The sequence below is a fragment of the Massilia sp. Soil_C_3 genome (assembly GCF_057657035.1).
In genome coordinates, this window is record NZ_JBDGJG010000002.1 from 237832 (window position 1) to 262060 (window position 24229).

Annotated in this window: 22 protein-coding genes; 15 read left to right on the forward strand and 7 right to left on the reverse strand. The window is 64.0% G+C overall.

Annotation, left to right across the window (positions count from 1 at the left end):
- Positions 1-33: 33 nt before the first annotated feature.
- Both AC3A6F_RS04020 and AC3A6F_RS04025 read right to left on the reverse strand, forming a co-directional pair.
- Positions 34-1245, reverse strand: coding sequence for an MFS transporter (locus AC3A6F_RS04020; RefSeq protein ID WP_487678677.1), 1212 nt, complete (start codon positions 1243-1245; stop codon positions 34-36).
- On the reverse strand, positions 1242-2543 hold the full coding sequence (locus AC3A6F_RS04025; protein WP_487678678.1) for an ATP-binding protein: 1302 nt from the start codon (positions 2541-2543) through the stop codon (positions 1242-1244). Before AC3A6F_RS04025 ends, AC3A6F_RS04020 begins: the two co-directional genes overlap by 4 nt.
- A 517-nt stretch (positions 2544-3060) precedes the next feature.
- Here AC3A6F_RS04025 and AC3A6F_RS04030 point away from each other — a divergent pair.
- Together AC3A6F_RS04030 and AC3A6F_RS04035 are read left to right on the forward strand one after the other, a co-directional pair.
- Positions 3061-3894 (forward strand): MipA/OmpV family protein, encoded by an 834-nt coding sequence (locus tag AC3A6F_RS04030; RefSeq protein WP_487678679.1) that lies wholly within the window; start codon positions 3061-3063, stop codon positions 3892-3894.
- Positions 3894-4589: a hypothetical protein gene (locus AC3A6F_RS04035; RefSeq protein ID WP_487678681.1), complete on the forward strand. Its 696-nt coding sequence runs from the start codon at positions 3894-3896 to the stop codon at positions 4587-4589. The genes AC3A6F_RS04030 and AC3A6F_RS04035 overlap by 1 nt, the downstream gene beginning before the upstream one ends.
- A 61-nt stretch (positions 4590-4650) precedes the next feature.
- Here AC3A6F_RS04035 and AC3A6F_RS04040 read toward each other — a convergent pair whose 3' ends face one another.
- Positions 4651-5337, reverse strand: a complete 687-nt coding sequence (locus AC3A6F_RS04040; protein ID WP_320474955.1) for a response regulator transcription factor — start codon at positions 5335-5337, stop codon at positions 4651-4653.
- 290 nt (positions 5338-5627) lie between these two features.
- Here AC3A6F_RS04040 and AC3A6F_RS04045 point away from each other — a divergent pair, with 290 nt between their 5' ends.
- The 3 genes from AC3A6F_RS04045 (at position 5628) to frc (AC3A6F_RS04055) (ending at position 10580) form a co-directional block, all read left to right on the forward strand.
- On the forward strand, positions 5628-6836 hold the full coding sequence (locus AC3A6F_RS04045) for a phophatidylserine decarboxylase associated domain-containing protein (protein ID WP_487678682.1): 1209 nt from the start codon (positions 5628-5630) through the stop codon (positions 6834-6836).
- Between the two features lie 914 nt (positions 6837-7750).
- On the forward strand, positions 7751-9073 hold the full coding sequence (gene oxlT / locus AC3A6F_RS04050) for an oxalate/formate MFS antiporter (RefSeq protein WP_487678683.1): 1323 nt from the start codon (positions 7751-7753) through the stop codon (positions 9071-9073).
- A gap of 259 nt (positions 9074-9332) precedes the next feature.
- On the forward strand, positions 9333-10580 hold the full coding sequence (gene frc / locus AC3A6F_RS04055; RefSeq protein WP_487678684.1) for a formyl-CoA transferase: 1248 nt from the start codon (positions 9333-9335) through the stop codon (positions 10578-10580).
- On the opposite strand, the gene AC3A6F_RS04060 is transcribed toward frc (AC3A6F_RS04055), so the two are convergent.
- Positions 10577-11500: a LysR family transcriptional regulator gene (locus tag AC3A6F_RS04060; RefSeq protein ID WP_123071416.1), complete on the reverse strand. Its 924-nt coding sequence runs from the start codon at positions 11498-11500 to the stop codon at positions 10577-10579. The two genes, frc (AC3A6F_RS04055) and AC3A6F_RS04060, sit on opposite strands and share 4 nt — an antisense overlap.
- A gap of 121 nt (positions 11501-11621) precedes the next feature.
- On the opposite strand from AC3A6F_RS04060, the gene gcl reads away from it, so the two are divergent.
- Genes gcl through AC3A6F_RS04080 form a run of 4 tightly spaced genes read left to right on the forward strand, consistent with a single transcriptional unit; the run spans position 11622 to position 16032 of the window.
- Positions 11622-13364, forward strand: coding sequence for a glyoxylate carboligase (gene gcl / locus AC3A6F_RS04065; protein ID WP_487678685.1), 1743 nt, complete (start codon positions 11622-11624; stop codon positions 13362-13364).
- 20 nt (positions 13365-13384) lie between these two features.
- Positions 13385-14197, forward strand: a complete 813-nt coding sequence (hyi, locus tag AC3A6F_RS04070; protein WP_487678686.1) for a hydroxypyruvate isomerase — start codon at positions 13385-13387, stop codon at positions 14195-14197.
- A gap of 13 nt (positions 14198-14210) precedes the next feature.
- Positions 14211-15098 carry a 2-hydroxy-3-oxopropionate reductase gene (locus tag AC3A6F_RS04075; protein ID WP_487678687.1) on the forward strand — a complete coding sequence of 296 codons (888 nt, stop codon included), beginning with the start codon at positions 14211-14213 and terminating at the stop codon, positions 15096-15098.
- 1 nt (position 15099) lies between these two features.
- A complete protein-coding gene (locus AC3A6F_RS04080; RefSeq protein WP_487678688.1) occupies positions 15100-16032 on the forward strand; it encodes a histone deacetylase family protein in 933 nt (310 codons plus the stop codon).
- Positions 16033-16120: 88 nt separating this feature from the next.
- On the opposite strand, the gene AC3A6F_RS04085 is transcribed toward AC3A6F_RS04080, so the two are convergent.
- Together AC3A6F_RS04085 and AC3A6F_RS04090 are read right to left on the reverse strand one after the other, a co-directional pair.
- A complete protein-coding gene (locus AC3A6F_RS04085) occupies positions 16121-16276 on the reverse strand; it encodes a hypothetical protein (RefSeq protein ID WP_487678689.1) in 156 nt (51 codons plus the stop codon).
- A gap of 184 nt (positions 16277-16460) precedes the next feature.
- Complete coding sequence (locus tag AC3A6F_RS04090) at positions 16461-17393, reverse strand: LysR family transcriptional regulator (protein ID WP_487678690.1); 933 nt, start codon at positions 17391-17393, stop codon at positions 16461-16463.
- A gap of 128 nt (positions 17394-17521) precedes the next feature.
- Here AC3A6F_RS04090 and AC3A6F_RS04095 point away from each other — a divergent pair, with 128 nt between their 5' ends.
- The 3 genes from AC3A6F_RS04095 (at position 17522) to AC3A6F_RS04105 (ending at position 19757) form a co-directional block, all read left to right on the forward strand.
- Positions 17522-17839, forward strand: coding sequence for an HAD family hydrolase (locus tag AC3A6F_RS04095; RefSeq protein WP_487678692.1), 318 nt, complete (start codon positions 17522-17524; stop codon positions 17837-17839).
- Between the two features lie 110 nt (positions 17840-17949).
- Positions 17950-18717, forward strand: coding sequence for a fumarylacetoacetate hydrolase family protein (locus AC3A6F_RS04100; RefSeq protein WP_487678693.1), 768 nt, complete (start codon positions 17950-17952; stop codon positions 18715-18717).
- Positions 18718-18737: 20 nt separating this feature from the next.
- Entirely contained in the window at positions 18738-19757 is a 1020-nt protein-coding gene (locus AC3A6F_RS04105; RefSeq protein WP_487678694.1) for a 2-dehydropantoate 2-reductase, read from the forward strand.
- Between the two features lie 134 nt (positions 19758-19891).
- Here the strand turns inward: AC3A6F_RS04105 and AC3A6F_RS04110 are convergent, their stop codons facing one another.
- Complete coding sequence (locus AC3A6F_RS04110) at positions 19892-20500, reverse strand: Crp/Fnr family transcriptional regulator (protein WP_487678695.1); 609 nt, start codon at positions 20498-20500, stop codon at positions 19892-19894.
- A gap of 143 nt (positions 20501-20643) precedes the next feature.
- Between AC3A6F_RS04110 and oxc the strand changes: the two genes are divergently transcribed.
- From oxc to AC3A6F_RS04125, 3 genes are all read left to right on the forward strand, one after another.
- Positions 20644-22350: an oxalyl-CoA decarboxylase gene (oxc, locus tag AC3A6F_RS04115; protein ID WP_487678696.1), complete on the forward strand. Its 1707-nt coding sequence runs from the start codon at positions 20644-20646 to the stop codon at positions 22348-22350.
- Between the two features lie 98 nt (positions 22351-22448).
- Entirely contained in the window at positions 22449-23699 is a 1251-nt protein-coding gene (frc, locus tag AC3A6F_RS04120; protein ID WP_147933861.1) for a formyl-CoA transferase, read from the forward strand.
- 86 nt (positions 23700-23785) lie between these two features.
- On the forward strand, positions 23786-24214 hold the full coding sequence (locus tag AC3A6F_RS04125) for a PAS domain-containing protein (RefSeq protein ID WP_487678697.1): 429 nt from the start codon (positions 23786-23788) through the stop codon (positions 24212-24214).
- The last annotated feature ends 15 nt before the right edge of the window (positions 24215-24229 follow it).

The following is a 24229-nucleotide window of genomic DNA, read 5'->3' on the forward strand; positions in this document are numbered from 1 at the left end:
CCAGTGGACGCCGTTTTCACGTCCGGATGCGCGTCAAGTGCTTTCCAGGTGCGGGCGGGGGCTACGGGCGCTCCAGCGCCGCAGGGCCACCGAGGCCCAGGCCGTCAGCAGGCCCCCAACCACCAGCACCAGCCGGGTATCGATCAGCGTGAGCACGGCGCCGGCCAGCGCCATCAGGATATTCGCCAGGCAAAAGATCGTGGACAGCAGGGCCATGACCGAACCCTGGCCGTGCTGCGCGAACTCGTCGGCCGACCAGGTTTGCAGGGCGGTGTTGTAGAAGGCGTGGGGCGCGCCGAACAGGACGATGCCGGCGATGCCGACCCACAGGTTGCCGAAGCCCACGCACAGCACCGCGGCGGCGGCAATGGCCGCGTACCAACCGGCGCGCAGGCGGCCCTCGACCCGGCTGGCATGGCCGGCGAACAGGGCGGCCGTGGTCATCAGCGCGCACATGCCCATATTGACGATGGCAATCTGGCGCGCATCGTAGCCGCCCACGTCCACCAGCCACAGTGGAAAGAATTCATACAGCGCGGCGACGCCGCAGCAATATGCCAGGTGCACCGTGAACAGGGTGCGCAGCGGCGCATGGCGCAGCAGGGTGAGCGCGTGGCGGTCGCGCGCCACCGCCCACCACCGGTGCGAATGCGGCGGCGCCGGCGTGGATGGGATCGACGCCAGCACGCCTACCGTCCCCAGCAGCAGGGCCCCGGCGGCGATATAGAAAGGCAACTCCGGGCCGAAGGCCATGGTGAAGCCGGCCAGCAGCGGGCCGACCAGCCAGCCGAGGTTGAACGAGCCGTTCAGCCATGACAGCGCGTGGTTGCGCAGCGGTCCCTTGATGCGCTCGATGACCAGCGCCCGCATCACCGCGCCATTGCCCTCCAGCAGACCGGTGAAGAAACGCGCGGCCAGGAACAGCAGATACGATTCCATCACCATCGCCACGGCCGTGAGCAGGTGGCCCACAGCCGCCCCGACGGTGGTCAGAAGCAGGGCGCGGCGCCGGCCGAAGCCGTCCGACAGCGGGCCCAGCACGGCGCTGCCGATCAGCAGGCCGACCGGATTGATCATCAGCGCGATCCCCAGCAGCAGCTTGGGCGGCAGGCCGAGGAAGCTGTTCAGGCCGTTGACGCCGCCGTCGGCGAACAGCGGGGCCAGCATCGGATAGGGCAGGGAGGCGCCGACGGTGGACAGCAGTCCCAGCCCGCACAGCGTTGCGATCAGCAGGCGTTCGTTCATGCCGGCAGTCCAATCACGAAGCGTGCGCCGCCCAATGGCGAGCATTCCACGTGCAAGATTCCGCCATGCAGGACCACGGCTTTCTGCGCGATCGACAGGCCGAGCCCGAAGCCACCGGTGGCGCGGTCACGGCTACGGTCGAGGCGATAGAACGGGTCGAAGATCTTGTCGCGCTCGTCAAGGGGGATGCCGGGGCCATCGTCGTCGACCGCAATCTCGACGCCATCCGGCGTGCGCCGCGCCGACAGCACGATCCGTCCCTGCGCATATTTCTGGGCGTTGCGCAGCAGATTGCCGACCGCACGCGCGAGCAGGCGGGCATCGATTTCCATCGTGCCGAGTCCGGCCGCCAGCTCGCAGGCTACTTCTTGCGGTGAAGGCGGCAGGGTTGCGCAGCAGTCGCGCAGCAGGGCGTCGAGCTCGACCGGGGCGCGCTGCAGGGTGCGCGCGCTGTCGAGCTTGCTCATATCGAGCAGCTCCTTGACCAGGTTGTTCAGCTCGGACAGGTCGCCCTCCATGGCGGCGATGCGGCGGCTCAGGTCGGGATCCCTGGCCTTGGCGTCGAGCAGCTCGAGTGCGAATTCCAGGCGCGCGATCGGCGTGCGCAGTTCGTGCGACACCGAGTGCAGCAGGTTGCGCTGCGCTTCCATCAAGTCCTCGATGCGGCCGGCCATGTGGTTGATCCGTTCCGCCAGCGGATAGACGGCGTCGGACGGTTTCAAGCGGGCGCGCACCGACAGCTTGCCGGCGCCGAACTCGTCCGCCATCTGCGACAGCGACTGCAGGCCGCGCCAGTGCGAGCGCGACCATAGCGCGATCGGCAGAAGCAGGGCGATGGCGACGATCACGTAGCGCAGCAGCTCCATCTTGAGTGCCTGCCCGATATCGATCGGCAAGTCCTGGGCGTGCAAGACCTCGTCCTGGCTGCCGATATAGCGCTCGCCGTCGAGATCGACGCGGCGGTAGAAGGATTTGCCGGCCACGTCGATCACGATGGCGCCGCGTTCGAGCTCGGCGCGCTGGCCGGCGCCGAGGGCGTCGGCTGCCTGGGCCAGGGGCATCAGGTCGTAACGCACGTCGGACACTTCGCGCACGTTGTTCAGGCGGGTCAGCCATTCGTCGCCGGGCGCCTGGTCGACGTATTGTTCGAGCAGGAAGATCTGGGCCGCGGCCTGGCGCCGCGCGATATCGTCCAGCGGGTCGCCGAACAGGCGCGCGAACGCGAAATAGATGACGAAGGTGGCAGCGGTGATCGACAGCATGACGAGCACGAAGAAGCGGAAGAATATCCGGTTCACGGGCGCGTCCTGGGTAACTGTCGGTCTGGCGGTGGTGCCGGCTGCATGGTGTCTCCTCGGGCACGAATTGTACAGGCGCAATGGTGGTGCCGGTAATCCAAAGGAGAGAGCGGGCGGCGCGGCTTACAAATTGACGACAATTGGCCGACATCTGGAGGGTGCACGACGGGAGGCCGAACGATTACCATCTTTCCCATCATCAGGTTTTCCGTTTGCCCACCTGATGCGCCAGCAATGGAATATCGGTGGGTTTTTTTATTCAAGTAGGAAGCGACCCGGAGCGGGCCGCGCCTCGACCATAAGGATGTGCTTATGAGCATGGTGCGCGCGAGCAACACCGTCGAGCCCGGCGCAGCGCCGGTCGGTTCCGAAGCGCCAGCATGGCGCACAGCAAGGTTCCATGACCTGGCCGCGGACGCAGCCCCAGCGGGAATGCGACGCTTGTCATAACGGGATGGGAGAGCGAAGCTTGCTCGACGTAAAATATCGACAAACGAACTCTCCGAGTACTTTCACGATGAAACCATTCTTCGCCCTGGCCCTGGCGGCTGCGAGCACCGCAGCGAGCGCACAGACGCCGGCCACCAACCCGATGCCCGACGGCAGCCGCGACATGTACGCAGGGCTGGGCGCCGTCTCGCGGCCGCGTTACGAAGGGGCGGACAGCCAAAAGGTTTCAGCCTTGCCGGTGCTCCAGGTCCAATGGAGCAACGGCCTTTTTATTTCCGGCATGAGCGCAGGGATGCACCTGTCCAACCGTCCGACGGTCGAATACGGTCCGCTGCTGACGGTCCACCCCAGCCGCGACGAGTCGGGCACGGGGCACGTCATTGACGGCGTCGGCGTGTCGACCTCGCCGCTGCAGTTCGCCCGCACCGGGAACCGTCTGGATGGCATGAAGGACGTCAGCACCCGGCTCGAGGGCGGATTCTTCTTCAACTATTACCTGGCGCCGGAATGGCGGCTGACCAGCAGCGTGCTGGTTGGCGCCGGCAACGACCGCGACGGCGCACGCATGGAACTGGGCGTGCAGCGCCTGGCCGTGCAGCTCGCGCCGCAGCATACGATCTCGTTCAATGCCGGCGCGACCATCGTCAACGCCGACTACAGCCGCGCCTATTTCGGGGTCACCGGGCCTGAATCGTGGCAAAGCGGCAATCCGCCGTATCGCCCGGGCGGCGGCCTCAAGGATGTCCGCGCCGGCGTGCGCTGGAACTGGGCGCTGAGCCCATCCTGGATGCTGGTCACCAATGTCCAGGCCACGCGCCTGGTCGGCAGCGTCCGCAATAGCCCGCTCGTCGAGCGGCCCACCAATGTGACGGTTTCGACCGCCTTCGCCTACCGGTTTTGATGATGCGACGCGCACACCTCACCGCCTGCGTGACCTTGCTGCTGACGGCCGGATTGGCCGTGGCGCAGCCGCGTGCCGGGGAATGGGTGAACTATCGTGACGCCTACCGCGCGATGGTGCTGTTTGATAAATACGGTGGCCCCAAGAGTCTGCTGAACAACCACTTGCAGGTGCTGCCGCGCGACAAAGGCGTGCTGCAACCGGGCGCGCAACTGCTCATGAAGGGCAAGACCGTCCAGACCAGCCTGGCGCTGGATGCGCTCGGCCGCACCGTGCTGCCGCTGCTCAAGGCGGCCTATGACGAGAACGCGGTGTTGACGCCAAACCGTCCGCTGGGCGGCTTCACGGTCAAACCGCGGGTCTCGCTGGCGCTGCGCGCCGACGGTACCTACGAGGTGGCCGACCTGCGCGCGGCCTGCGAGCAGGCGCTCGGCTTCGCCCGCTATGCGGACAATTCGGCGCGCGGCCGCCAGTGCGTCGGCGTGCGCCTGGTGTTCCCGAAAGACGGCGAGGCGGCGGGCGTGCGGGTGCGCGCGGGCGGCGCCGAACAGGCGCTGGCGCCGGCGCGCGGGGCCGCCTTCGCGGGCGACGTCGACGGCGACTTCCCGATCGTGACCTACCGTTTCGGCGCGCAGCCGGCGGGCGAGGTCGTCACCTACAACGCCCCGCTGGCGATCGTGCCGCTGTTCGAATAAGCGCCTGGAAAGGCTCCAGGCGTAAAAAAACCTGCGCAGCGCAGGTTTCATGGGCAGGTCTTCAATTCCAGGCCGAGGGCGAGAACAGATAACCTTCGCCCCACACCGTCTTGATCTTTTCGGATTCGGCATCGTCGAACTTGCGGCGCAGCTTGGAGATGCAGTTATCGATACTGCGGTCCAGGCCGTCGAATTCGATGCCGCGCATCTTCTTGAGCAGTGCGTCGCGCGACAGCACGCGGCCGGCCGCCTCGGCCAGCACCAGCAGCAGCTTGTACTCGGTATTCGACAGCACGCAGGGCTGGCCGCGCCAGACCACGCTGCGGTCGGAGGTGACGATGCGCAGGGCGCCAAATTGCAGCACGCGCGCATCGACGCCCGACTTGGCCTGGGTGCGGCGCATCAGCGCGCGCAGGCGCGCCAGCAGGACGCGCGGCTGGACCGGCTTGTTGACGAAGTCGTCGGCGCCTTGCTCGAGGCCGGACACTTCGTCGTAGGAATCTTCGCGCGCGGTGAGGATGAGGATGGGCACGTCGGACTGGTCGCGAATCTGGCGGCAGACGACCATGCCGTCCAGGCCCGGCAGCATCAGGTCGAGGATCACGACGTCGGGCGTCAGTTCCTTGAAACGCTCGAGCGCGGCATCGCCGCGCGTCACCAGTTCGACCGCGAATTCATAGCCGGACAGGTATTCGGTAACGAGCTCGGCAAGGCGCGCATCGTCTTCCACCAACATCACTCGGTACATACAATTTCTCCTTGGTCTCGCATTGTATAAGACCAAGTGTCCAATTAACACATCCTCCAGACATAGAAGACAGTTAATTACAGTTTGACGACAAATGGAAGGGCTTGCAGCTTGTCGGGACGATCACGAGCGTAGCCACTGTGCCAACGTGCGGCCGTGTGTGACATTGCAGGCGTGTGAAAGCTATTCATTCGGAATGTCCGGGAAGCGGACTGATGCATATCAAACAGGTGCGATCGGGCGGCAGTTAAAAAGGTGAACTTTCTATTTTGATCACCGAAGGATATGCCGTGACGACCGCACCGCATGACGCGCAATTCGACATCCCTCCCGGTTGGGGCAATCCGCACGGCGGCTGGCTGCCCCGATACGGCAGCGCCGGCATGCGGACGTATGTCGAGCGCGTGCTGGGCGCAGAAAGAACGGCGCTGGCGCCTTCGGTCCAGGCGCTGGCCACCTACATCGAGGACAACGAAGTCGTCCGCCGTCTGGCCAATAATGCCTGCGCTGAATGCCTGGCCATCGTCGACACCCATTCGCCGCGCATCGAGGACGTTGACACCTTGCTGCACGGTTTCAACACGATCCTCACCCATGCGCCAGGCTTCATCGACGGCGAATTGATCGGCCTGCCGTTTTCCGCCTTTATGGCCGATATCGGCCGGACCGCGAGTGGCACGGCCCTGTTCAGGCAGCCGACCGTCAATCTCTTGACGTCGAACATCCTGAGCGACTGGCATGCCTTCCTGGACAGCCCGGCCTCGAATGTGGGCTTCCGTGTCGATGGCGAACAGTGGCTGTCAGCGGCGGCGAAGGAGCGATACCGCTTCTCCTTGTGGAGCAAGGATGCCGGCACGCCGCCTTACTGGAAAAGCTGGAATGCCTTCCTGACCCGACCCTTTGAACATCCCGCGCAAGCACGCCCCGTCGCCGATCCGGATTCGAACCGGACCGTCGTCTGCCCGACCGATGGCGTACCGGTGCGCGAGGACGTATTCCGGTTCGGGAGCAGGCATTGCACGCTGGCCGATCTCCTCGCAACACGCGTGCCGCAGCAGCAGGCGCTGATCGACTATCACCGGCTGGTCGACCTGTTCGAGGGCGGCCGGGTCTTCCAGACGAATCTGGGGCCCTATGACTACCAGCACTGGTGGGCGCCAGTCAATGGCGAAGTACTGTTCGAACCGTTCACCATTCCTGGCTGCGTCGCCAGCGGGGTGATCGTGATCAGGACCGCCGACCATGGCCATGTGTGCTGCATCCCGCTGGGCATGAGTGCGGCGTCCAGCATCGTGTTCGATCCAGCCTTGCGGCGTGGCGCGCGGGTGCACAAGGGCCAGGAAATGGGGATGTTCAACGGCGGTGGCGCGTCCTTCGCGCTTTTCTTCGAAAAGCTGCCCGGCAAGGAGCTGGTCTTCCTGAATGCCGACGGCGTACGGTGTTCGCGGCATTCTTTCTCGATCGGTGCGCAGATCGGCGCCTGGTACGTCAGGAGATAGGCGCTAGGCGCCTCATCGATATTCTCGCCAATTAATTAAAATTGCCTTCAGTAATCGCGATCGAATGTTGCTAAAAAATAATTGTCTATACAAAAAAATATCTGTAATAATCCGATCACTTTCTGCCGATAACTGATGGTTGCGATCAGAAAAATGGATGCCGCACCGGCACAGATGCCGGTAGCGCATCTTCGCTACTGCCTACAACACACTGCTTGGCGGCCAAATGATCATCCGAAAACTTCCAACTAGCCGGAACGGATCAGCGACAGGCCGCCAGTCAAGCATCTTTTCTCCGCCAACGACCTCATGCACCCTGTACAGCCCACCCGACGTCACGCAGCGTGGCTTGTCCTGCGTCAGTCCGACGGGTGCACGGCATGCCAAGGCTTCGACTGCCGGTTCTCAAAAATCTCAAAACATAACCGCGGTCAATGATTCTCGAAATCGGCTCCAGCAACATCATCTCACTTTCACTGTTTTGATTAACCCCGATGCAACGGCGCCTCCCAGGCGCTGAAGTGAAAGCAGGGAACGCAATACCTTTGCGGTCGTCCAGGGCAGCAATCTTGCACAAGAGGAGAACGGCAATAGCGCACATTCAAAATCTGATGAGCACTGTTGGAGAACTGTATTAAGCGGCTGTCTCGCCTGGTGGGCAGTTCGGCCGCCAGGAGCATGCCGACGTCCTTTTTGATGGCAGGGTGCTTTCGCTGTTCAATGAGCTTGATTTAATTAGAAAAGGCGTAGGGGTTGGCGCGCGAGTCCAGGACTCGACGTGGAGCATGCACATCACACCAAAAAAAGTGGAGACATGAAAATGCTGGAAACCATAACCAGGCAGGTGCCCCCGGCGCCCGCATATTCGTCTGCAGGTCTGAAAGAACAACCCCTTACCGATCAAGGAGCGCCAAATGCATAATTCGTCGGCAGCCGCGCTTCAGCCCGGTCAACCGGTCTCCAACGGCACGCGCTGGTTCCAGCTCGCCGTTGGCGTCGTTTGCATGATCGCCACCGCGAACATCCAGTATGCGTGGACCCTGTTCGTTCCCGAGATCCAGGAAACCTATGGCTGGTCGCGTGCCAGCATCCAGGTCGCCTTCACGCTGTTCGTCATCGTCCAGACCTGGCTCGCGCCGCTCGAAGGCTACTTCATCGATAAATTCGGGCCGCGCATGATGGTCGCCTTCGGCGCCATCTTCATCGGCCTGGCCTGGATCATCAATTCGCAAGCCACTACCCTGGCGGGCTTCTATGTCGGCGCGGCGGTTGGCGGTATCGGCGTGGGTTCGATCTACGCTACCTGCATCAATAACGCGATCAAGTGGTTCCCGGATCGCCGCGGCCTGGCCGTCGGCCTCACGGCGGGTGGCTATGGCGCCGGTTCGGCCGCCACGATCTTGCCGATCGCGGCCATGATCGAGTCGTCGGGCTTCCAGCAGACCTTCCTGTTCTTCGGCATCCTGCAAGGCACCTTGGCCTTCATCGCCGCCTGGTTCCTGCGCTCGCCGACCGCGGCCGAGGTCAAGAAGTCGAGCAAGCTGGTGCAGTCGACGCATGACTACACGCTCAAGGAAGCGCTCAACACCAAGCTGTTCTGGCTGATGCTGGTGATGTTCGTGCTGGTGGTCACCGGCGGCATGATGGCGGTCGCACAGCTCGGCGTGATCGCGCAGGATCTGGGCGTGAAGGAATTCCAGGTCGACCTGCACTTCTTCGTGATGGCCGCCTTGCCGCTGGCCCTGATGCTCGACCGCATCATGAACGGTATCTCGCGACCGCTGTTCGGCTGGATCTCGGACCATATCGGCCGCGAGAAGACCATGGTCATCGCGTTCACGCTCGAAGGCTGCGGGATCATCGCGCTGGGCTACTTCGGCCACAATCCGTATGCCTTCCTGATCCTGTCCGGCATCGTGTTCCTGGCGTGGGGCGAAGTGTACTCGCTGTTCTCGGCCCTGGCCGGCGATGCCTTCGGTACCAAGCACATCGGCAAGATCTACGGGGTGCTCTATACCGCGAAGGGTATCGGCGCCTTGTTCGTCCCGGTCGGCAACCTGATGATGGAGGCGACCGGCACCTGGTCGACCGTCCTGTACACCGTCGCCACCATGGACCTGATCGCGGCGCTGCTGGCGATCACGGTGCTCAGACCGGTGCTGCGTAACCACGTCAGCTACTCCAGGAGTCGCTACGCGGAAGAAAACGCGGTCGGGAAGGGGCCCTTGCCTGCCTGACGGCCTCGGTGCGGCATGACAAGCAAACGGGCTTCTTCGGAAGCCCGTTTTTCTTGCCTGGCCGGCGCTGTTCCGATGTTAAATCGTCATTTCATGAATCTTGACTGCGGTCATTGAGCTCGTCCGGTGCGTCTCGCTAAGATCAAATGGCGTTTTGCTCAAGCGCTGATACATGGAAGAAGTGTGCACTGCAGCGTGCGCTAATGCGTTGCCAGGAGCAGAATGCAACGGCTGAGTTAAATCTTCGGAGGAAACGGGTATGGGCAAGGCACTGGAAGGCGTTCGCATTCTCGATTTCACCCACGTCCAGTCCGGACCGACCTGTACCCAGCTACTGGCCTGGTTCGGGGCCGACGTCATCAAGGTCGAGCGCGCCGGCGAAGGCGATGCGACACGCAATCAGTTGCGCGACATCGCAGGCGTGGACAGCCTGTATTTCACCATGCTCAACCATAACAAGCGGTCCATGACGCTCGACGCCAAGCGGCCGGCCGGCAAGGAAGTGCTGGAAACTTTGATCAAGCACTGCGACGTGCTGGTCGAGAACTTCGCGCCCGGCGCGCTGGACCGGATGGGCTTTTCCTGGGAGCGTATCCAGCAACTGAATCCGCGCATGATCGTGGCCTCGGTCAAGGGTTTCGGTCCCGGTCCCTACGAGCACTGCAAGGTCTATGAAAACGTGGCCCAGTGCACCGGCGGCGCGGCCGCCACCACCGGTTTCGACGATGGCCCGCCGATGGTCAGCGGCGCCCAGATCGGCGACAGCGGCAGTGGCCTGCACCTGGCGCTGGGCATCGTGACCGCGCTCTACCAGCGCAACAGCACGGGCCGCGGCCAGAAGGTGCTCACCTCGATGCAGGACGCGGTGCTGAACCTGTGCCGGGTCAAGCTGCGCGACCAGCAGCGCCTCGAGCGCAACGGCGTCATGGAAGAATATCCGCAGTTCGCCGACGGCCAGTTCGGCGAGTCGGTGCCGCGCGCGGGCAATGCCTCGGGCGGCGGACAACCTGGCTGGATCCTCAAGTGCAAGGGTTGGGAGAACGATCCGAACGCGTATATCTATTTCATTGCGCAGGCCCAGGTCTGGCCCGCGGTCTGCAAGCTGATCGGGCGCGAGGAATGGATCACCGACCCCGATTACGCGACGCCGAAGGCGCGCCTGCCGCGCCTGATGTCGATCTTCGCCACGGTCGAGCAGTGGAGCACCACGCTCACCAAGTTCGAGGCGATGGATATCCTGAACAAATACGATATCCCGTGCGGGCCGATCCTGTCGATGAAGGAGATCGCCCAGGAGCCGTCGCTGCGCGCCACCGGCACGATCGTCGAGGTCGATCATCCCGAGCGCGGCCCCTACCTCAGCGTGGGCAATCCGATCAAGCTGTCCGACAGCCCGACCGAGGTGCGGCGTTCGCCCCTGCTGGGCGAGCATACCGATGAAGTGCTGGCCGACCTGGGTTATTCGCGCGAGCAGATCGCGCTGCTGCGCGACGAGCGGGTGATCTAGGGCCGTGCCGCTGGCGGCCGGGTCCAGTATCCCGGCTGGGCGTAGACCGCCTTGAGGGTATCGATAAAGCTGCGCACCCTGGCCGGCAGGTGGCGCTGCTGCATGTAGACCGCCATGATGTCGTAGTCGGGCAGGGCGTATTCGTCGAGCACCGTCACCAGTTCGCCGCTGGCCAGCTGCGCCTGGATCTCCCAGGTGGAGCGCCAGGCCAGCCCGAGTCCTTCGCTCGCCCAGCGGTGCAGCAATTCGCCGTCGTTGCAATCGAGGTTGCCGTTGACCTTGATGGTTACCGGCTTGCCATCCTTCTGGAAGTACCAGCCGCGCTGCTGCCCGCCCTGCAGGTTGAAGGCCAGGCAGTTGTGCTGCGCCAGCTCCTCCAGCGTGCGCGGCACGCCGCAGCGCGCAAGATAGTCCGGCGTCCCGCATACCACGCGCCGGTTGGTTGCCAGCCGCACCGCGACGAAACTCGGATCGAGCACGCCGCCGATCCTGATCCCCAGCTCATAGCCTTCGCGCACCAGGTCGACCACGTGGTCGGTGAGGTTGAACGAGATCTGCACGTTCGGATTGGCGGCCAGGTAGGCCGGGGCGTGCGGCGCCACGTGCAGGCGCCCGAACGCCGCCGGCGCCGAGACGATCAGGTGCCCGCTGGCCTGGTCGCGGCCTTCGGACACGATGGTCTCGGCCAGGTCGATGTCCGCCAGCAGCCTGCGGCAATGCTCGAGGAAGACCGACCCCGATTCGGTGAGTGTGAGGTGGCGCGTGGTCCGGTGCAGCAGCTTGACGCCCAGGCGACGTTCGAGCGCGTCGATGCGACGCCCCAGCATGACCGGCGTGATGTCCTGCCCCAGCGCGGCGCGCGCCAGGCTGCCCTTGTCGACCGCGTCGACGAAGGCCCACATCTGTTTGACCTTGTCCATGCCTCCAGTATTCCATACTCCAGGGATCGAATACACCTACTTTTTGTGTTCTTATCAGCAGCGCCCTGACGCTCTAGCATACGTTCATCGCAATCGTGCGTTCATGAGCCTGGAGGTCGGAATGGCAAGGATGACAGCAGCAGAGGCAGCGGTGCTGGTGATGGAAAAAGAAGGCATCGAGGTCGCCTTCGGCGTGCCCGGCGCCGCGATCAATCCCTTCTACGCCGCGCTGAAGAAGCGCGACAGCATCCGCCACTACCTGGCGCGCCACGTCGAAGGCGCCTCGCACATGGCCGAAGGCTATACCCGGGCCAAGGCCGGCAACCTGGGCGTGTGCATCGGCACTTCCGGGCCGGCCGGCACCGACATGATTACCGGCCTGTATTCGGCGCAAGCCGATTCGATACCTATTCTTTGCATTACCGGCCAGGCCCCGCGCGCCCGCCTGTACAAGGAAGACTTCCAGGCGGTCGACATCGAGTCGATCGCCAAGCCGGTGACCAAGTGGGCCGTCACGGTGCGCGAGCCGGCCCTGGTGCCGCGCGTATTCCAGCAGGCCTTCCACCTGATGCGCTCGGGCCGGCCCGGCCCCGTGCTGATCGACTTGCCGATCGACGTGCAGATGGCGCAGATCGAATTCGACGGCGACACCTATGCGCCGCTGCCGCTGCACAAGCCACGGGCGACCCGCGCCCAGGTCGAGAAGGCGCTCGACATGCTCAACGGGGCGCAGCGCCCCCTGATCACCGCCGGCGGGGGCATCATCAATGCCGACGCCTCGGCGCTGCTGGTGGAGTTCGCGGAAATCACGGGCGTGCCCGTCATCCCGACCCTGATGGGATGGGGCGCCATTCCCGACGACCATCCGCAGATGGCGGGCATGGCCGGCCTGCAGACCAGCCACCGCTACGGCAATGCGACCTTGCTGGCTTCCGACTTCGTGATCGGCATCGGCAATCGCTGGGCCAACCGCCATACCGGCGGCATCGAGGTCTTCACCAAGGACCGCACGTTTGTGCACATCGATATCGAACCGACCCAGATCGGGCGCGTGTTCGGTCCGGATCTGGGCATCGTGTCCGATGCGAAGGCCGCGCTCGAACTGCTGGTCGAGGTGGCGCGCGAATGGCGCGCGAGCGGCCGCCTGCAAGACCGGTCCGGCTGGCTCGAAGAATGCCAGGAGCGCAAGCGCACCATGTTGCGCAAGAGCGATTACGATACCGTGCCGGTCAATCCGCTGCGCGTCTACCACGAGATGAACGCGTATTTCGGACGCGACGTGCGCTACGTGGCCAGCATCGGCCTGTCGCAGATCGCGGCCGCCCAGTTTTTGCACGTGAACCACCCGCGCCACTGGATCAACTGCGGCCAGGCCGGCCCGCTGGGCTGGACCATCCCGGCCGCGCTCGGGGTGCGCGTAGCCGATTCCGATGCCGACATCGTCGCCATCTCGGGCGACTACGATTTCCAGTTCCTGATCGAGGAGCTGGCGGTGGGGGCGCAGTTCAAGCTGCCGTATATCCACGTACTGGTCAACAACGCCTACCTCGGCCTGATCCGCCAGGCCCAGCGCGGCTTCGAGATGGACTACTGCGTCCAGCTGGCATTCGAGAACGTCAACGCGCCCGAGCTGGAAGGGTATGGCGTCGATCACGTGGCCGTGGTCGAGGGCCTGGGCTGCAAGGCGCTCAGGGTGTTCCGGCCGGATGACATCATTCCCGCCTTCGAGCGTGCGCGCGCGCTGATGCAGCAGTACAGCGTGCCGGTGGTGGTCGAGATCATCCTCGAGCGCGTCACCAATATCGCGATGGGCACGGAGATCGACGCGCTCAACGAGTTCAATGAAGTCCTCGATATAAAGTAATGCCAGCACAGGAGACCGAGATGACCAGACTTGCCGCCAACCTGACCATGCTGTTCAACGAAGTCGACTTCCTTGACCGCTTCGAGCACGCCGCCAGGGCGGGCTTTCGCGGCGTCGAATTCCTGTTCCCCTACGCCTGGCGGCTTGACGACATCGCCGCCCGGCTCGACGCAAACCGCCTCGAACTCGTGCTGCACAACCTGCCGGCCGGGGACTGGGCCGGCGGCGAGCGCGGCATCGCCTGCCACCCGGGACGCAAGGCGGAGTTCGAGGACGGCGTCGGCGCTGCGATCGAGTATGCCAGGGGGCTGGGCGTCAAGCAGCTTAACTGCCTGGCGGGCATCGTGCCGCCCGGCGTCGCGCTGGAAGAAGCCTACCTCACGCTTGCATCGAACCTCGAGTTCGCCGCCGGCAAGCTCAAAAGCGAGGGGATTCGCCTGCTGATCGAGCCGATCAACACCTTCGACATCCCGGGATTCTTCCTGCACGGGACGCGCCAGGCGCTGGACCTCATTCGCGCGATCGGCTCCGACAATCTGTTCCTGCAGTACGACATCTATCACATGCAGCGCATGGAAGGCGAACTGGCGGCGACGATCAAGGCCAACCTGCGGTTGATCGGCCACATCCAGCTGGCCGACAATCCAGGCCGCTTCGAGCCGGGCACGGGCGAGATCAATTACCGCTACCTGCTCGGCATGCTCGACGAGATCGGGTATGCGGGCTGGGTCGGCTGCGAGTACAAGCCCCGGGCCGGCACCGCGGAAGGCTTGCGCTGGATGGCCGACCATCACTTGTGGACGCCGTCCGTTGAGCATTTGGCACAACGTTAACCTGGAGACCATCATGACGAAAGTAGGATTCATCGGCCTTGGCATCATGGGTGGCCCCATGGCCACCAAGCTGCAGGAGGGCGGCTGCAAGCTGTACCTGCACGACCTCAAAAATCCGCCGCTGGCCCTGATCGAGGGAGGCGCCACCGTCTGCACCAACGCTACCGAGGTGGCCAAGCGCGCCGACATCGTCATCGTGATGGTGCCCGACACCCCGCATGTGGAAGAAGTGCTATTCGGCGCCGAGGGCGTGGCGGCCGGGCTCACGCCGGGCAAGATCGTGATCGACATGAGCTCGATCTCGCCGATGGCCACCAAGGAGTTTGCCAAGAAGATCAACAAGCGCCAGTGCGACTACCTCGACGCGCCGGTGTCCGGCGGCGAAGTGGGGGCGCGCGCCGCCACGCTCACCATTATGGTCGGTGGTGGGCAAGAGGCATTCGACCGGGCCAGGCCGCTGTTCGAGCTGATGGGCAAAAACATCACGCTGGTAGGGGGCAACGGCGATGGCCAGACCACGAAGGTGGCGAACCAGATCATCGTGGCGCTGAACATCCAGGCGGTGGCCGAGGCGCTGCTGTTCGCCTCGAAGGCGGGCGCCGACCCGGCCAGGGTGAGGCAGGCGCTCATGGGGGGCTTTGCCGCCTCGCGCATCCTGGAAGTGCACGGCGAGCGCATGGTCAAGCGCACCTTCGCGCCGGGCTTTCGCATCGAGCTGCACCAGAAGGACCTCAACCTGGCGTTGCAGGGGGCGAAAAGCCTCGGTCTCGCGCTGCCGAATACCGCCAGTGCCCAGGAGCTGATGAATTCCTGCGCCGCCCACGGCATGGCCCAACTCGATCATTCGGCGCTATGCCAGGCGATCGAGCGGATGTCGAACCACGCCATCGCCGCGGCCTGACATGCATACCCTGGTATTGCATCACCAGGCCTGCTTCGGGCACGAGCCCGGGCCCGGCCATCCGGAATCGCCATGGCGCCTGCATGCGGTGCTGACGGCGCTGCGCCAGCCCGAATTCGCGCAGCTGGCCTGGCGCGAAGCGCCGCCCGGCACGCGCGAACAGCTATTGCTGGTGCACGACGCCGACTACATCGACGCGATCGTCGGCGCAGCACCGCTGGGCGGCCTGGTGGCGCTCGACGGCGGCGACACCCTGATGTCGCCCGGCTCGCTGGAAGCGGCGATGCGCTGCGTCGGCGCCGCCTGCGCCGGCGTGGATGCCGTGATGACGGGCGAGGCCGCCAACGTGTTCTGCGCGACCCGGCCTTGCGGACACCATGCCGAGCCCGGCCGGGCGATGGGCTTCTGCCTCTTTAACCAGGCCGCCATCGCCGCCGTCCATGCCCTCGAGGCGCACGGCCTGCAGCGCGTCGCGGTGATCGACTTCGACGTCCACCATGGAAATGGCACGCAGGCCGCGTTCTTCGACCGGCGCGAACTGTTCTACGGGTCGAGCCACCAGTCGCCGCTGTATCCGGGAACTGGGGCGGCAAGCGAGACTGGCGTCTCCGGTAATATCGTCAATGTGCCGTTGCCGCCCGGCTGCAGTCCGGATCTGTTCTGCGCGCGCACGGCCGGCGTCCTGCTGCCGGCACTGCGCGAGTTTGCGCCGCAATTGATCGTCATCTCGGCCGGCTTCGACGCTCACCGGCTCGATCCGCTGGCCAGCATGAACCTGGAAAACGAGGATTTCGCGTGGATTACGCGCGAAGTCATGGAAATTGCGAGGGATGTGTGCCAGGGCCGGATCGTGTCGATCCTGGAAGGCGGTTACAGCGCCCAGGGGCTTGCCGGCGGCTGTGCGGCGCACGTGCGTGCGCTGATGCAGGGGTAATTATGTGAAGCGCGGTGCCGCGCACGGGATATCGCATCCGGTGCGGGCGCCTGGGTATGACGTCGTACGGTGTACGACTGACCGGAAATTACAGGCCGCAACCGTAATAGGCCGGGTCCGAATCCTGGCCGGTGTAGCCTGGTTCGAGCTTCTCGCGCAGATTCAGCGTGAGGAAAGCGACGACGAGCGACAGCAGCGAGTGCGACGGGGCTGCGAAAGTGGTTTCGGCTGGTGCGTTGATCATGACTGGCTCCTGAAAGTTGGTTTGTGCGATGCAGTAAATATAGGGACTACTGACCCGCGCTTCCAATTACGAGTGCTGATACCAGTTATGCTGTATGTGAATGTTGCGCTATAAAAACCGGCCATTATGCGTGATCTCTGCCGTGGCCCGCGTGTTTACCAGGTGTGGCTGGGTCGCCACATGATCAGGGTCCGGGTGCGGGAATCAGCGCGGCGATCCGCGCCTTGCCTTCGTCCAGCAGGAACTGGCGGAACGCCCGCGCCACCGGAGGCAGGCGCTTCTCTCTTCGATGCACGACATACCAGTTGAGCATCAAGGGAAACCCTTCGACCTCCAGCACTACCAGGCTGCCCACGGCGACTTCGCGGCCGATCGTGTGAAACGACAGGAAGCCCAGTCCCATGCCGGCGATCACCGCCTGCTTGATCGTCTCGGTGCTCTTGATCTCCATCGCGACGGTCAGTTGGGCCAGGTGGGAGCCGAAGGCGTCCTGCATGGAGAACCAGGTATCGGAGCCCGGTTCGCGGATCACGAAGGGGTGAGGAATCAGATCGCTCATCGAGATGCGCCCATGCTTGGCCTCAGCCAGCGGATGGTCGGGCGCCGCCACGATCACATAGGGATGGGGCGCGAAGGCATCGTTCTGCGTGTCGAGCTCGGCAGGTGGCCGCACCATCACGGCCAGGTCGGTGCGGTTCGCCGCCAGCTTGTCCAGCAGCTCCTCGCGGTTGTGCACCGTCAGGTTCAGCTGCACGCCCGGATGCTGGCGCGCGAAGGCGACCATCAGCTGCGGAAAGAAATAGTCGCCGGCACTGATTACTGCCACGTTCAGCTTGCCGCCGGCGATTCCCTTCAGTTGCGCCATCGCATCTTCCGCCTCATCGAACTGCTGGATGATGGCGCGGCAGAAGTGCAACAGCTCGTCGCCCGCCTGGGTGAGATAAATCTTCTTTCCCAGCTGTTCGAACAAGGGCATGCCGACGTGGCCCTCGAGCGTGCGGACCTGGGTCGACACGGCCGGCTGGGTCAGGTGAAGTTCCTCGGCGGCGCGTGAAAAACTGAGGCGGCGCGCGACCGTCTCGAAGACTTTCAGCTGACGCAGTGTCGCGTTCTTCATCGGTTGTCCCACCCATGTATACGCAGTCGTTAATGATTATCCCTAAAAACTTTCACTATTGCTCATCATTTTGTTGGACTACGATGGTTTTGAGACAGCTCGACCGCAACCACCACCTGGAGAGTGCCATGACGACGACCTGCAGCAGCAACGTTGATGCCGAGTGCAACGCCTATAACGCGGCGTTTCATGAATTGGGACTGAGCTGGGTCTGGGATACCGGACTCTATGCCAACGCGGTCGGCGGCGCCGACGACCGCACCGGCCTGCGCAACTACCTGGCGCGGCACCAGTCGCACTTGCTGAGCGCGCACGACGCCGATTTCCTGGTCGAGGCGATCCTGGCTGCCAAGGAACGCTGCCAGGCGCAGCTGAGCGCTGCGGGCTGTAATCCGGGGGCTTTCATCGACTGGTCCGCGCTCCAGCAGCGCCAGATCGGCGCCTAGACCTGAGCGGCCCTGTTGAGATTTTCGAATCTTAACCGTGGTCAAGGATATACGGAAATCGTTCTTCCACAATCAGAGCATCCACCGACCCGACGTACGAGAGACCCCACATGATCCGACACTGGATACGCTTTCAACACCTCGATACCGTACGTTTTGGCACACTCGAGGGCGACAAGATCCGGATCTTCAAGGGCGATATGTTCGACAGCCCGCGCCGGACCGACATGGCGGTGAACCTGAACGAGGTCGAGGTGCTCACGCCGAGCGTGCCGGGCAAGGTCCTGGCGATGTGGAATAACTTTCACGCGCTCGGCCAGAAGCTGGGCCTGGCGCCCCCAGCCGAGCCGCTCTACCTGATGAAGCCATCGACCTCCTACCTGGCGCCGGGCGGCACGATCCGCAAGCCGCTGTGCGAGGGCAAGGTGGCGTTCGAGGGCGAGCTGGCGATCGTGATCGGCCGCCGCTGCACTGCCGTCCCGGTCGAGGAGGCGGCCGACTACGTGTTCGGCTATACCTGCGCCAACGACGTCACCGTGGGCGAGATCATCGGGCGCGATCCGACCTTTCCCCAGTGGGTGCGCGCCAAGGGTTTCGACACCTTTTGCCCGTTCGGCCCGGTGATTGCCACCGGGCTCAACCCGGCAATGCTGGTCGTGCGCACGACCCTGAACGGCGAGGTGCGCCAGGACTACCCGATCAACGACATGGTGTTTTCGGTGGCCGAGCTGGTCAGCCGAATCTCCCAGGACATGACACTGGAGCCGGGCGACCTCCTGCTGTGCGGGACGTCGGTCGGCTTCGGCTCGATGCGGCCGGGCAGCACGATCGAGGTAGAGATCGACGGCATCGGAAAGCTCATCAATCGGTTCGAGTAAACGACGACAAGGGGTGGGTCATGAAGATCGCAGTAATTGGAGCGGGGGCAATTGGCGGCCTCGTTGGCGCCAGGTTGGCGCTGGCGGGCGAGGAGGTGACATTCATCGTGCGGGGCGCAAATCTGGCGGCGATCCGCACGAACGGCATCAAGCTCATCGAGATGGACGGGGAGGAGAGGGTCGCCTCGCAAGTGCGCGCGACGGATGACTATGACGCGGCCGGCGAGCAGGACCTGGTGATCCTGGCGATCAAGGCGCACCAGGTCGACGGCGTATCGGCCCAGATCGGCAAGCTGTTCGGTCCACGCACCGTGGTGGTGACGATGCAGAACGGCATACCGTTCTGGTATTTCCACCGCCATGGCGGCGAGTTCGACGGGCGCACCGTGCACAGCGTCGATGCCGGCGGCGAGCTGGCGCGTCGGATTCCACCGGAGCGGGTGCTGGGCTGCGTGGTGTATCCGGCCGCCGAACTAGTGGCGCCGGGCGTCATCCGGCACATCGAAGGCGTGCGCTTCCCGCTGGGGGAGCTGGACGGCACCACGAGCGAGCGGGTGGAGGCGGTATCGGCCTGCTTCCAGAACGCCGGCTTCAAGTCGCCGGTGCTGGACAATATCCGCGCCGAGATCTGGCTCAAGCTATGGGGCAACGTCAGCTTCAATCCGATCAGCGCGCTGGCGCATTCGACCCTGGTCGACATCTGCCAATACCCGCTGACACGCGAGCTGGCGGCGGAGATGATGCGCGAGGCGGAAGCGGTGGCCACCAAATTGGGCATCACCTTCCGCGTGACCCTGGACCGGCGCATCGAAGGCGCGGCGCAGATCGGCAAGCACAAGACCTCGATGCTGCAGGACGTGGAGGCGGGCCGGGGGCCGGAAATCGATGCGCTGGTCGGATCGGTGATCGAACTGGCGCGCATGACCGGCACCCCGACGCCGCATATCGATTCGGCGTATGCGCTGGTCAAGCTCCTTGAGCAGACCATGACCGAGGAGGGTGGTGGGGTCAAGCTGCAGAGGGCGGTGACGACAGCTTAGTTGCACTATGCACGTCGCCCCCGCGGAGGCGGGGGCCTAAGTTTTGCGTTACCGAAACGCTTGCAAACTTGGGCCCCCGCCTTCGCGGGGGCGACGGTTTTTGTGCCAACGAGATCAATGACTTCGCCTGGTCTTCAAATCTTCCCCCGATTTTTCAACCGGCTCAACGTTTCCGGAGACAGGTTCAAATACGCCGCCAGTTCTTTCTTGGGCAGCCGTTCGAACAGGTCGGGGTGCTTGCGCATGAAGCGGTGGACCCGGCCCGGCGCATCGAGCAGATGCAGCGTGATGGTGTGCGCCATGATGGCGCTCATCAGGTTCATGACCTCATATTCAAAGGCCTGCTTCACGGTGCTGTGACTTGCTAGGAAATCGACCCATTGCGGCAGCGGCATGCGCGCCACCCGTACCTTGGTGACGCACGCGATGGAAAATGGCGTCGGCATCTTGAGACACCAGGCGGCGTAGCTGGTTTCGATGTCCCGTTCCGCCGAGAAGCGCAGGATCATCTCCTTGGCTTCCTGGTTGGAGACCTGGCGCTTGAGGATGCCGTCCAGGATGAAGTACTGCGACATCTCGTGCACGCCCTGGTTCATGAGCAGGTCGCCCTTCTGGTGGTTCTCGATCGTCAGGTACGGCTCGAGCGCCGCCATCTCGCTGTCGCGCAGTTCCTTGAGCACTATGTTCTGCTTTAACTGCAGACGAATGATGTTCCGTTCCGAGTGATTTGCAATAGTCGTCATGAACGCGGCCGTTTAGCGAGATTCTCGCATCATGCGGCCAAAATTGACCATGGTCAATGAGACAAATCAGGCGCGCTGGCTATGATGGTTTGCGGGCGATACACACCGCGTTCTGCCCGGATCGACAATAACTGGAGACAGCAATGACTAACCACGTATCGGTAGACGTGACCGACGGCTTCCACCTGGTAATCGATGCCTTGAAACACAACGACATCGATACGATCTTCGGCCTGGTCGGCATTCCGATTACCGACCTGGCGCGCCTGGCGCAGGCCGAAGGGATGCGTTTCATCGGCTTTCGTCATGAACAGAACGCCGGCAATGCCGCGGCAATCGCCGGGTACATGACGCAAAAGCCGGGTATCTGCCTGACCGTCTCGGCGCCAGGCTTCCTCAACGGCCTGACGGCGCTGGCCAACGCGACCACCAACTGCTTCCCGATGATCCTGATCTCGGGCTCGAGCGAGCGCGAGATCGTCGACCTGCAGCAGGGCGATTATGAAGAAATGGACCAGCTGAACGCGGCCAAGCCCTACGCCAAGGCGTCCTACCGCATCAACAAGGCCGAGGACATCGGCGTCGGCGTGGCGCGGGCGATCCGCGCCGCCGTTTCGGGCCGTCCTGGCGGCGTCTATCTCGACCTGCCGGCCCAGCTGCTGGCGCAGACGATCGAGGCTGGCCACGCCAAGCGTTCCCTGATCAAGGTGGTCGACGCGGTGCCGCGCCAGATCCCGGCCCCGGACTCGGTGCAGCGCGCGCTGGCGCTGCTCAAGGGCGCGAAGAAGCCGCTGATCCTGCTTGGCAAGGGCGCCGCCTACGCGCAGGCCGACGACGACATCCGCGCGCTGGTCGAGCGCACCGGGATTCCCTACCTGCCGATGTCAATGGCCAAGGGCCTGCTGCCTGATACGCATGCCCAGTCGGCTTCGGCGGCCCGCTCCTACGTGCTGGCCGAGGCCGACGTGGTGGTGCTGATCGGCGCACGCCTCAACTGGCTGCTGGCCCATGGCAAGGGCAAGACCTGGGGCAAGCCCAAGCAGTTCGTCCAGATCGACATCTCGCCGACCGAGATCGACAGCAATGTGGCGATCGCCGCGCCGCTGATCGGTGACATCGGCTCGTGCGTGGCGGCCCTGCTCGACGGGCTCGACGGCGCCGGCATCGCCAAACCGGACGCGGAATGGCTGGGCCCCATCGCCGAGCGCAAGGAGCAGAACACGGCCAAGATGGCGGCGCTGCTCAACCGCGACGTGGCGCCGATGAACTTCCACACCGCCTTGCGTGCCATCCGCGACGTGCTCAAGCAGCACCCCGACATCAACCTGGTGAACGAGGGCGCCAACACGCTCGATTACGCGCGCAGCATCGTCGACCAGTACCAGCCGCGCAAGCGTTTCGACTCCGGCACCTGGGGCATCATGGGCATCGGCATGGGCTACGCGATCGGCGCGGCCGTCGTCAGCGGCAAGCCGGTGGTCGCGATCGAAGGCGACAGCGCCTTCGGTTTTTCCGGCATGGAGCTCGAGACCATCTGCCGCTACGAGCTGCCGGTGACGACCATCATCTTCAACAATAACGGCGTGTACCGCGGCACCGACGTCAACCCAACCGGCGGCAAGGACGTCGCCCCGACCGTGTTCGTCAAGAACGCCCGCTACGACAAGATGATCGAGGCCTTCGGCGGCATCGGCTACCACGTGACCAGCCCGGAAGAACTGACCCGGGCGCTGAGCGAGGCAATCGCCGCCGGCAAGCCCGCCCTGATCAATGCCGTGATCGACGAGACCGCCGGCACCGAGAGCGGCCGCCTGACCAATCTGAATCCGCAAAGCAACGCGAAAAAGTGACCGATCAGTAGTACAGCGAAGCGACACGCACGACCGCCGGCGCCCACGAGGCCGCCGGTGGTGCCCGCACTATCGACTGAATAAAGGAGACTGACATCATGAGCAAACCACTCGAAGGCATCAAGATCATCGACTTCACCCACGTCCAGGCCGGCCCGGCCTGCACCCAGCTGCTGGCCTGGTTCGGCGCCGATGTGATCAAGGTCGAGCGTCCCGGCGCGGGCGACGTCACGCGCTCGCAGCTGCGCGACATCCCCGGCGTCGACGCCCTGTATTTCACCATGCTCAACAGTAACAAGCGTTCGCTGACGCTCGATACCAAGAAGCCCGAAGGAAAGGAAATCCTGACCAAGCTGATCAAGGAGTCGGACGTGCTGGTCGAGAACTTCGGTCCGGGCGCGCTCGACCGCATGGGCTTTACCTGGGAGCACATCAAGGAACTGAACCCGGGCATGATCGTGGCCTCGGTCAAGGGCTTCAGCGACGGCCACCACTACGAAGACCTGAAGGTCTATGAGAACGTGGCGCAGTGCGCCGGCGGCGCGGCCTCGACCACCGGCTTCGACGACGGCCCACCGACCGTCAGCGCCGCCGCCCTGGGCGACAGCAATACCGGCATGCACCTGGCGATCGGCATCCTGACCGCCCTGCGTGCGCGCGACACGACGGGCAAGGGCCAGAAGGTGGCGGTGTCGATGCAGGACAGCGTGCTCAATTTGTGCCGCGTCAAGCTGCGCGACCAGCAGCGCCTGGACCGGGTCGGCTACCTGGAAGAGTATCCGCAGTACCCGCATGGCACGTTCTCCGACGTCGTGCCGCGCGGCGGCAATGCCGGCGGCGGCGGCCAGCCGGGCTGGGTGCTCAAGTGCAAGGGCTGGGAAACCGATCCCAACGCCTACATCTACTTCACCATCCAGGGCCATGCCTGGGCGCCGATCTGCAAGGCGCTCGGCAAGGAAGAGTGGATCGACGACCCGGCCTACATGACCGCCGGCGCGCGCCAGGACAAGATCTTCGCCATCTTTGGGACGATCGAGGACTGGCTCAAGGACAAGACCAAGTTCGAGGCGGTCGACATCCTGCGCAAGTTCGACATTCCCTGCTCGCCAGTGCTGTCGATGAAGGAAATCGCCGCCGATCCATCGCTGCGCGCCAGCGGCACGATCGCCGAAGTCGAGCACAAGGAACGCGGCACCTACCTCACCGTGGGCAGCCCCATCAAGTTCTCGGACATGAAGGTCGACATCAAGGGTTCGCCGCTGCTGGGCGAACACACCGACGAAGTGCTGGAAGGCCTTGGCTACAGCCAGAAAGACATCGCGGCGCTGCACGAAAAGCAGGTGGTGTGATCGCGGGCCTGGCTAGATAAAACGACAGTCCGGTGCGCGTCGGTGGTTTGCGACGCGCACCTTTTTTTTATGGGGGAGGGTTGACCATGCAAGCCGACATCGATTTTCAACAACTGCTGCAGGCGCTGGGCGACGGCGTCGTCGTTTGCGACGCGAAAGGCGATATCACGTTCTGGAATGCCGCCGCCACGCGCATCTTCGGCTTTACCGAAAGCGAGGCCATCGGGCAATCGCTGGACCTGATCATCCCCGAGCGTCAACGCCAGCGGCACTGGGACGGTTATCACAAGACCATGGACACGGGCGAGACGCGTTACGGCAGCGACATCTTGCGTGTGCCGGCACTGCACAAGGAAGGCAAACCCTTGTCGATCGCCTTCACGGTGGCGCTGTTGCACGGGCCGGGTGGGGAGGTGTCGGCGATCGTCGCCCTGGTGCGCGACGAGACCGAACGTTGGGGGGAAGAACGCAAGCTGCGCGCGCGGCTGGCGCAGCTTGAGACGGCGCAGGCTTGATCCTGTTCATCCAGT